This is a genomic window from Streptomyces sp. SID5464 (genome assembly GCF_009862985.1).
In the GTDB taxonomy this organism is placed as follows: Bacteria; Actinomycetota; Actinomycetes; order Streptomycetales; family Streptomycetaceae; genus Streptomyces; species Streptomyces chartreusis_D.
Genome location: NZ_WWIQ01000033.1, coordinates 19,380 through 28,196, shown reverse-complemented (window position 1 = coordinate 28,196; position 8,817 = coordinate 19,380). Strand labels below are relative to the sequence as shown.

Here is an 8,817-nt window from a genome sequence, read left to right as displayed (position 1 = left end):
CCCACCACCCCGACCCACCCGAGCAAAGCCAGGGGCTGTACAGCCGCTACGCGCGTAGATATGCTCGTCTGGTGACCATGCCCAGTTCTGCACTCACCGCAGCTCACCCCCTCAAGGACGTCACCGCGTCCGACAGCTCGCTGCGCCGCTTCCTCCACGGGCTCCCCGGCGTCGACGCGGTCGGGCTGGAGGGCCGTGCGGCTTCCCTCGGCACCCGTTCGATCAAGACGACCGCGAAGGCGTACGCCATCGACCTCGCCATCTCGATGGTCGACCTGACGACGCTGGAAGGCGCGGACACCCCGGGCAAGGTCCGGGCGCTCGGCGCGAAGGCGGTCCGGCCCGACCCGACCGACCGTACGACGCCGACCACGGCCGCGGTCTGCGTCTACCCCGACATGGTGGCCGTGGCCAAGGAGGCCGTCGCCGGTTCCGGCGTGAAGGTCGCCTCCGTCGCCACGGCGTTCCCGGCCGGCCGCGCCCCGCTCGCCGTCAAGCTGGCCGACGTCCGTGAGGCCGTCGCCGCGGGCGCCGACGAGATCGACATGGTCATCGACCGCGGGGCGTTCCTCGCGGGCCGATACTTGAAGGTGTACGACGAGATCACCGCCGTGAAGGAGGCCTGCGGCACGTCCGCGCGCCTGAAGGTCATCTTCGAGACGGGCGAGCTCTCGACGTACGACAACATCCGCCGCGCCAGCTGGCTCGGGATGCTGGCGGGCGCGGACTTCATCAAGACGTCCACCGGAAAGGTGGCCGTCAACGCGACCCCGGCGAACACGCTCCTCATGCTGGAGGCGGTGCGTGACTTCCGTGCACAGACCGGGATCCAGGTCGGTGTGAAGCCGGCCGGCGGCATCCGCACCTCCAAGGACGCCATCAAGTTCCTCGTCCTGGTCAACGAGACCGCCGGCGGGGACTGGCTGGACAACCACTGGTTCCGCTTCGGCGCCTCCTCGCTGCTGAACGACCTGCTGATGCAGCGCCAGAAGCTGGCCACCGGCCGCTACTCCGGCCCCGACTACGTGACGGTGGACTGACCCCCATGAACAGGGAAAACGTGTCATCGGTATTCGAATACGCCCCGGCCCCCGAGTCGCGCTCGATCGTCGACATCGCGCCCTCGTACGGCCTGTTCATCGACGGCGAGTTCGTGGAGGCGGCCGACGGCAAGGTCTTCAAGACGGTCTCGCCGAGCACCGAGGAGGTGCTCTCCGAGATCGCCCAGGCCGGCGAGGCTGACGTGGACCGCGCGGTGCAGGCCGCCCGCAAGGCCTTCGGGAAGTGGTCGGCGCTGCCCGGCTCGGAGCGCGCCAAGTACCTGTTCCGCATCGCGCGGATCATCCAGGAGCGCTCCCGCGAGCTCGCCGTGCTCGAAACCCTCGACAACGGCAAGCCGATCAAGGAGACCCGCGACGCGGACCTCCCCCTGGTCGCGGCGCACTTCTTCTACTACGCGGGCTGGGCCGACAAGCTCGACCACGCCGGCTTCGGCGCGAACCCGCGGCCGCTGGGCGTGGCGGGCCAGGTCATCCCCTGGAACTTCCCGCTGCTGATGCTGGCGTGGAAGATCGCGCCCGCCCTCGCCACCGGCAACACGGTCGTGCTGAAGCCCGCGGAGACCACGCCCCTGACGGCGCTCTTCTTCGCGGACGTCTGCCGCCAGGCGGGCCTGCCGAAGGGCGTCGTCAACATCCTCCCCGGCTACGGCGGCGCGGGCGCGGCGCTGGTGGCCCACCCGGACGTGGACAAGGTCGCCTTCACCGGCTCCACGGCCGTCGGCAAGGAGATCGCCCGCACGGTCGCCGGCACCCGCAAGAAGGTCACGCTCGAACTGGGCGGCAAGGGCGCCAACATCGTCTTCGACGACGCACCCGTGGACCAGGCCGTCGAGGGCATCGTCAACGGCATCTTCTTCAACCAGGGCCAGGTCTGCTGCGCGGGCAGCCGCCTGCTGGTACAGGAGTCCATCCAGGGCGAGCTGCTGGAGTCCCTGAAGCGGCGCCTGTCGACGCTGCGCCTGGGCGACCCGCTCGACAAGAACACCGACATCGGCGCGATCAACTCCGAGGAGCAGCTCACGCGCATCACCTCCCTCGTCGAGCAGGGCGAGGCGGAGGGCGCCGAGCGCTGGTCACCGGCCTGCGAACTGCCCGAGAGCGGCTACTGGTTCGCCCCGACGCTGTTCACCAACGTCACCCAGGCGCACACCATCGCCCGCGACGAGATCTTCGGCCCGGTGCTGTCGGTGCTCACCTTCCGCACGCCGGACGAGGCGGTCGCCAAGGCGAACAACACGCCGTACGGCCTGTCCGCCGGCATCTGGACGGAGAAGGGCTCGCGCATCCTGGCGGTCGCGAACAAGCTCCGCGCGGGCGTCGTCTGGTCCAACACGTTCAACAAGTTCGACCCGACGTCGCCGTTCGGCGGCTACAAGGAGTCGGGCTTCGGCCGCGAGGGCGGCCGCCACGGCCTGGAGGCGTACCTCGATGTCTGACACGCGACTCAGTGTCCTCAAGACCTACAAGCTGTACGTGGGCGGCAAGTTCCCGCGTTCCGAGAGCGGCCGGGTGTACGAGGTGACCGACTCCAAGGGCAACTGGCTGGCGAACGCGCCTCTGTCCTCCCGCAAGGACGCCCGGGACGCCGTCGTCGCGGCCCGCAAGGCGTTCGGCGGCTGGTCCGGCGCGACGGCGTACAACCGCGGCCAGGTCCTCTACCGCGTCGCGGAGATGCTGGAGGGCCGCCGCGACCAGTTCACCCGTGAGGTGGCCGACGCCGAGGGGCTGTCGAAGTCCAAGGCGGCGGCGGTCGTGGACGCGACGATCGACCGCTGGGTCTGGTACGCGGGCTGGACCGACAAGATCGCCCAGGTGGTCGGCGGCGGCAACCCGGTGGCGGGTCCGTTCTTCAACCTCTCCTCCCCCGAGCCGACGGGCGTTGTCGCGGTTCTGGCGCCGCAGGAGTCGTCCTTCCTGGGCCTGGTGTCGGTGCTCGCCCCGGTGATCGCGACCGGCAACACGGCGGTCGTGGTGGCGAGCGAGAAGGCCCCGCTGCCCGCGCTGTCCCTCGCCGAGGTGCTGGCCACCTCGGACGTCCCCGGCGGCGTGGTCAACGTCCTGTCGGGCCGTACGGCGGAGATCGCGACCCCGCTGGCCGCCCACCAGGACGTCAACGCGATCGACCTCGCGGGCGCCGACGAGGCCCTCGCGAAGGAACTGGAGATCGCCGCGGCCGACAACCTCAAGCGCGTCCTCCGTCCACAGCCTGTGGATTACACGGAGACTCCCGGCATCGACCGCATGACGGCGTTCCTGGAGACGAAAACGGTCTGGCACCCCACCGGGTCGCTGGGCGCGTCCGGTTCCTCGTACTAGACCGCCCCTCACAGCGGAAGCCCCGGCCCTCCTCCGTCCGGGAGGGCCGGGGCTTCTCTCCTGCGCGCCTGTCGCGTACGAGGCCTACCGCGAGAGCAGTCCCGCCGCCTGCCCCGCCACCGGCACGCTCTCGACCGACTGGGCCTGCGCCACCGGCCCCGTCAGCTCCTTGGACTTCACCGGCTTGAAGTCGGCGACCTCGGTGCCGACGCTGTTGTCGAGCGGGTCGACTCCCGTGCCGGCGAGGGGGTTGGGCTTGAGGCCCGTGACCGGACCGGTGGTGTGACCGACGGCCTGGGTCGCGGTCCGCAAGCCGGTCTGGGGGTCGGTCCTGCCGAGGGAGGTGTGGGCCACGTCCAAGATCGAGCCGGTGCCCGCCGCGGCCGTCGCCGTCCCCGCTCCGAGCGCCACTCCCGCGGTCGCGAGCACGGCCAGGGCACGCCTGACGGTCGGCTTCTTGGGCGAGTCGTGTCGGGTCATCGCTGCCACCTTCTGATGCACTGGGTAATCGATTCGACACAAAGGGTAGTTGAGGTGTGACGCGCGCATCAAAGGCGACCCGCGGGGTCGTACGGCCCCCGATGGATGCCTCACACTGGTGTCCCGTGAGTTCCCCTCTGGCCATACCGACGCGAGTCGTGCTGCTCTGCGGCCCATCCGGCTCCGGCAAGTCCCTCCTCGCGGCCCGCTCCGGCCTCCCGGTGCTGCGGCTCGACGACTTCTACAAGGAGGGCGACGACCCGACGCTGCCGCTGGTGGCGGGGAGTTCGGACATCGACTGGGACCATCCTGCATCGTGGGACGCGGACACGGCCGTCGCCGCGATCACCCGGCTGTGCCGCACGGGCCGTACGGACGTTCCCGTCTACGACATCGCGCAGAGCGCCCGCACCGGCACGGAGACGGTGGACATCGGGCGGACCCCGCTGTTCATCGCGGAGGGCATCTTCGCCGCGGAGATCGTCACGCGCTGCCGGGAGCTCGGCGTCCTCGCCGACGCGCTGTGCCTGAGCCGCGGCCCGGTGAGGACGTTCCGCCGCCGCTTCCTGCGGGATCTGCGGGAGGGCCGCAAGTCGGTGCCGTTCCTGCTGCGCCGCGGCTGGCGTCTGATGCGGGACGAGCGCAAGATCGTCGCCCGCCAGACCGCGCTGGGCGCGTACGCCTGCGACCGCGACGAGGCGATGGGCCGGCTGGCGGCCGCGGCGGCGGGCCGCTGTGCGAGCCTCGGTACGGCGGCCTAGGCAACGAGAGAAGCGGGACTGGACGGACCCCCCGGCCCTCCAGTCCCGCTCTTGTGCTCCCCCGTTGTCCTCCCCCGTGTTTCCCCCACTTCCTGAGGAGACGCCCCCCAGCGTCTCCGCAGTTCCCCCGTGGGCCCCGGTTCCAGTCCCCCGTGGGGCCCCTTTGGTGCTCCCCCCCGACCTTCAGGCGACGAGCTCGCCGAAGGCGTCCTGCTCGTCACGGCCGAAGCTGAGGACCTCGTCCTCGCGCAGCCGGCGGAGCGACCGCCAGATGCTGGACTTCACCGTGCCGACACTGATGTCGAGGATCTCCGCGATCTCCGGGTCCGTGCGGCCCTCGTAGTAGCGCAGGACCAGCATGGTGCGCTGGAGCTCGGGCAGCCGGGCCAGCGCCTGCCACAGGACCGCGCGCAGTTCGGTGCCGCGCATCGCGTCCGTGTCGCCGGGCGTCTCCGGCAGTTCCTCGGTCGGGTACTCGTTGAGCTTGCGGCGCCGCCAGGCGCTGATGTGCAGGTTGGTCATGGTGCGGCGGAGGTATCCGCCGACCGCGGCCTTGTCACTGATCCGGTCCCACGCCCGGTACGTCGAGAACAGCGCGCTCTGGAGCAGGTCCTCGGCCTCGAAGCGGTCGCCGGTGAGGTGGTAGGCGGTGGCGTACAGGGAGGCGCGGCGCTCCTGGACGTAGGCGGTGAACTCCGCCTCCGACAGCGAGCGGCGCTCCCCCGAGTCCTCCCCGTACGCGGCTCCCCCGTGAACCGCCCCCGTCCCCTTGTTCTCCCCCGTGTGCGCGTCAACCACCGTCATGAACGCGGTGTGCTGACGCCCGGTGCCGCGAGCGCACCCCCGCCCGCTCACGGCACCGGACTTCTCGGAACCCCGGTTCACGTCGTGCAGACGCGTGACCACTGCGCTGGTGCTGGTGCCGTGCAGCGTGTTCATCTCGCGCCCCCCGTCGTGGACTTCCGGTGTGCGGCCCGCCGGTCGGGCGGGCTTTCCTGCGTGTGCCGAAAAGCTTGCCGCGGCACTTTCATGGCCGTGTCCGCCGACTGTCACAGACCTGTCACAGGGGTCTGCGACAGGACGGCCATGGCCCGTGCACAGGCGTCGGCGCTACGCGCGGCCCTCATCTCGGCCCACAGGTCGAACCCCGGCCCCTCCATGGGCCAGAATGTGCCCGTGCCTTCCCTGTTGCTGATCGAGGACGACGACGCCATCCGGACGGCCCTGGAGCTCTCACTGACGCGCCAGGGTCACCGGGTGGCGACCGCTGCCAGTGGTGAGGACGGTCTGAAGCTGCTGCGCGAGCAGCGGCCGGATCTGATCGTGCTGGACGTGATGCTGCCCGGCATCGACGGGTTCGAGGTGTGCCGGCGCATCCGGCGCACGGACCAGTTGCCGATCATCCTGCTGACCGCGCGCAGCGACGACATCGACGTGGTCGTCGGTCTGGAGTCCGGCGCCGACGACTACGTCGTCAAGCCGGTGCAGGGGCGGGTGCTGGACGCCCGGATCCGGGCCGTGCTGCGGCGCGGCGAACGGGAGTCCAACGACGCGGCGACGTTCGGCAGCCTCGTCATCGACCGCTCGGCGATGACCGTGACGAAGAACGGCGAGGACCTCCAGCTCACGCCGACCGAGCTGCGGCTGCTGCTGGAGCTGAGCCGGCGGCCGGGGCAGGCGCTGTCGCGGCAGCAGCTGCTGCGGCTGGTGTGGGAGCACGACTACCTGGGCGACTCGCGGCTCGTGGACGCCTGTGTCCAGCGGCTGCGCGCCAAGGTCGAGGACGTGCCCTCGTCCCCGACGCTGATCCGTACCGTGCGGGGTGTCGGTTACCGGCTGGATCCGCCTCAGTGAGACAGCGGCACCACCAAGGGGGGGACCGCGGCTGGACCGCGGCGCGCAAGGGAGTCCTGTCGCGGCTGCGCTTCACCAGCCTGCGGCTGAGGCTGGTCGTCGTCTTCGGCCTGGTGGCGCTGACGGCCGCCGTGTCCGCGTCCGGCATCGCGTACTGGCTCAACCGCGAGGCGGTGCTCACCCGCGCCCAGGACGCCGTGCTGCACGACTTCGAGCAGGAGATGCAGAACCGGGCGGGTGCGCTGCCCGAGCATCCGACGCAGGACGAGCTCCAGCACACCGCGGGCCAGATGGCGGGCAGCGACCAGCGCTTCAGCGTGCTGCTGGTCGCGAGCAACGCCGACGGCAGGACCGTCTACGGCAGCTCCGGCGGGCTGAGCGGCTTCTCGCTGCAGGACGTGCCGGTCTCGCTGCGCACGGCGGTGAACAAGAGGCAGAAGGTCGACGGGGCCGACAAGCACCCGTACCACCTGTACTGGCAGCGGGTCGTCGACCACGACACGCCGTATCTCGTGGCCGGTACGCGGGTGATCGGCGGCGGTCCGACCGGTTACATGCTGAAGTCGCTGGAGCCGGAGGCGAAGGACCTCAACTCGCTGTCCTGGTCGCTGGGGATCGCCACCGGGCTCGCGCTGATCGGCTCGGCGCTGCTCGCGCAGGCCGCCGCGACGACCGTGCTGAAGCCGGTGCAGCGGCTCGGGGCGGCCGCGCGGCGGCTCGGCGAGGGCAAGCTGGACACCCGGCTCAGGGTGTCCGGGACCGATGAACTCGCCGACCTGTCGCGGACCTTCAACAAGGCGGCCGAGGCGCTGGAGAAGCGGGTCGCCGACATGGCCGCGCGGGACGAGGCGTCCCGGCGGTTCGTCGCCGACATGAGCCATGAGCTGCGGACGCCGCTCACCGCCATCACCGCCGTGACGGAGGTGCTGGAGGAGGAGCTGGAGGCGGAGACCGGGAGCATGGACCCGATGATCGAGCCGGCCGTCCGACTGGTGGTCAGCGAGACGCGGCGGCTGAACGACCTGGTCGAGAACCTGATGGAGGTCACCCGCTTCGACGCGGGCACGGCCCGGCTCGTCCTGGACGACGTCGACATCGCCGACCAGATCACCGCGTGCATCGACGCCCGCGCCTGGCTGGACGCGGTCGAGCTGGACGCCGACCGCGGCATCCACGCCCGGCTGGATCCGCGCCGTCTGGACGTCATCCTCGCCAACCTGATCGGCAACGCGCTCAAGCACGGCGGCTCCCCGGTGCGGGTGTCCGTCCGCGAGGCCGACGACTCGCTCGTCATCGAGGTGCAGGACCACGGGCCCGGCATCCCCGAGGACGTCCTGCCGCACGTCTTCGACCGTTTCTACAAGGCCAGTGCCTCCCGGCCGCGCTCCGAGGGCAGCGGCCTGGGCCTGTCCATCGCCCTGGAGAACGCCCACATCCACGGCGGCGAGATCACCGCGGCCAACTCGCCCGACTCGGGCGCGGTGTTCACCCTGCGGCTCCCGCGCCACACGTCCGGGCCGGGGGAACAGCCCGCCGAGGGCGAGCGGAAGCCAGGGGACGACACCGGCCAGGACCGGGGCGCGGACTCGAAGGGGGACGCCTGATGACCACACGTCTCGTGTCCAGGGCCCGGATCGGTGCGGTGTCCGTGCTGGCCCTGCTGCTCGCCGGCTGCGGGATCCGGGCCACGGAGGTGCCGACGAACTTCGGGCCCGCGCCGTCGCGGGTGCGCTGTTCGCTCGCCGAGCCGGACGTGTCGACGCAGACCGCCCGGGGGCTGCCGGTGCAGGTGTTCCTGCTGTGCGGGTCCTCGCTGGTGACCGTCGACCGGACCGTGCGGGTCCCGGACGGCGCGGCCGACTCCGAGCGGCGGATGCTGGTGGCGCAGGGCCTGCTGGACCAGCTCGCGGCGTCGCCGTCGCCCGCCGAGAAGGAGGCCGGCTACAGCACGGACGTACGCGGCGGCATCACCGTGGGCGGGCCCCGGCCCGGCGACCCGGAGGACACACTGCGGCTGAGCACGGCGCCGGACAGCCTCACCTCGTACGCCCTCGCCCAGATCGTCTGCACCTTCTCCGACTCGGCGGCCGCCGAGGGCGACGGCTCCGTGGTCCTGGGCGGCCCCGGCGCCGGCTCCCCGCGCCGCTACGAGTGCACGGACGAGGTGCGGGCCCGCCCGGGCAGCAAGGAACCGCCCTCCAAGGAGGCGGCCGGGGCGTGAGCGGGCCGGGCACCGCCGGGCTGTGGCGCACGCCTCACAGGCCGACCGGGGCCCGTCCCGGAACCGATCCTGCCGGAGGCCGCGTCTTGAGGGGCGTGCGTCAAGGCTCCATCGGCGGCAGCGC

At 71.5% G+C, this 8,817-nt stretch carries 9 protein-coding genes; 7 read left to right on the top strand and 2 right to left on the bottom strand.

Annotated features, from left to right (window positions below; genetic code table 11):
* The first annotated feature begins 77 nt into the window (after nucleotides 1-77).
* Genes deoC through GTY47_RS19480 form a run of 3 tightly spaced genes read left to right on the top strand, consistent with a single transcriptional unit; the run spans nucleotide 78 to nucleotide 3,377 of the window.
* Entirely contained in the window at nucleotides 78-1,040 is a 963-nt protein-coding gene (deoC, locus tag GTY47_RS19490) for a deoxyribose-phosphate aldolase (protein WP_010048903.1), read from the top strand.
* Nucleotides 1,041-1,060: 20 nt separating this feature from the next.
* Entirely contained in the window at nucleotides 1,061-2,497 is a 1,437-nt protein-coding gene (locus GTY47_RS19485; RefSeq protein ID WP_010048901.1) for an aldehyde dehydrogenase family protein, read from the top strand.
* Nucleotides 2,490-3,377 (top strand): aldehyde dehydrogenase family protein, encoded by an 888-nt coding sequence (locus GTY47_RS19480; protein WP_010048899.1) that lies wholly within the window; start codon nucleotides 2,490-2,492, stop codon nucleotides 3,375-3,377. Before GTY47_RS19485 ends, GTY47_RS19480 begins: the two co-directional genes overlap by 8 nt.
* An 84-nt stretch (nucleotides 3,378-3,461) precedes the next feature.
* Here GTY47_RS19480 and GTY47_RS19475 read toward each other — a convergent pair whose 3' ends face one another.
* Entirely contained in the window at nucleotides 3,462-3,857 is a 396-nt protein-coding gene (locus GTY47_RS19475; RefSeq protein WP_010048898.1) for a hypothetical protein, read from the bottom strand.
* Nucleotides 3,858-3,958: 101 nt separating this feature from the next.
* Here GTY47_RS19475 and GTY47_RS19470 point away from each other — a divergent pair, with 101 nt between their 5' ends.
* Nucleotides 3,959-4,618, top strand: a complete 660-nt coding sequence (locus GTY47_RS19470) for a uridine kinase (protein WP_086012613.1) — start codon at nucleotides 3,959-3,961, stop codon at nucleotides 4,616-4,618.
* A 183-nt stretch (nucleotides 4,619-4,801) separates the two neighbouring features.
* Here the strand turns inward: GTY47_RS19470 and GTY47_RS19465 are convergent, their stop codons facing one another.
* Nucleotides 4,802-5,557, bottom strand: a complete 756-nt coding sequence (locus GTY47_RS19465; protein ID WP_010048895.1) for a SigE family RNA polymerase sigma factor — start codon at nucleotides 5,555-5,557, stop codon at nucleotides 4,802-4,804.
* A gap of 237 nt (nucleotides 5,558-5,794) precedes the next feature.
* Here GTY47_RS19465 and afsQ1 point away from each other — a divergent pair, with 237 nt between their 5' ends.
* The 3 genes from afsQ1 to GTY47_RS19450 are packed head-to-tail and all read left to right on the top strand — an operon-like array spanning nucleotide 5,795 to nucleotide 8,693.
* A complete protein-coding gene (gene afsQ1 / locus GTY47_RS19460) occupies nucleotides 5,795-6,472 on the top strand; it encodes a two-component system response regulator AfsQ1 (RefSeq protein WP_010048893.1) in 678 nt (225 codons plus the stop codon).
* Complete coding sequence (locus GTY47_RS19455; protein ID WP_010048887.1) at nucleotides 6,469-8,076, top strand: HAMP domain-containing sensor histidine kinase; 1,608 nt, start codon at nucleotides 6,469-6,471, stop codon at nucleotides 8,074-8,076. The genes afsQ1 and GTY47_RS19455 overlap by 4 nt, the downstream gene beginning before the upstream one ends.
* Nucleotides 8,076-8,693 carry a hypothetical protein gene (locus tag GTY47_RS19450; RefSeq protein ID WP_010048885.1) on the top strand — a complete coding sequence of 206 codons (618 nt, stop codon included), beginning with the start codon at nucleotides 8,076-8,078 and terminating at the stop codon, nucleotides 8,691-8,693. Before GTY47_RS19455 ends, GTY47_RS19450 begins: the two co-directional genes overlap by 1 nt.
* Nucleotides 8,694-8,817: the final 124 nt, after the last annotated feature.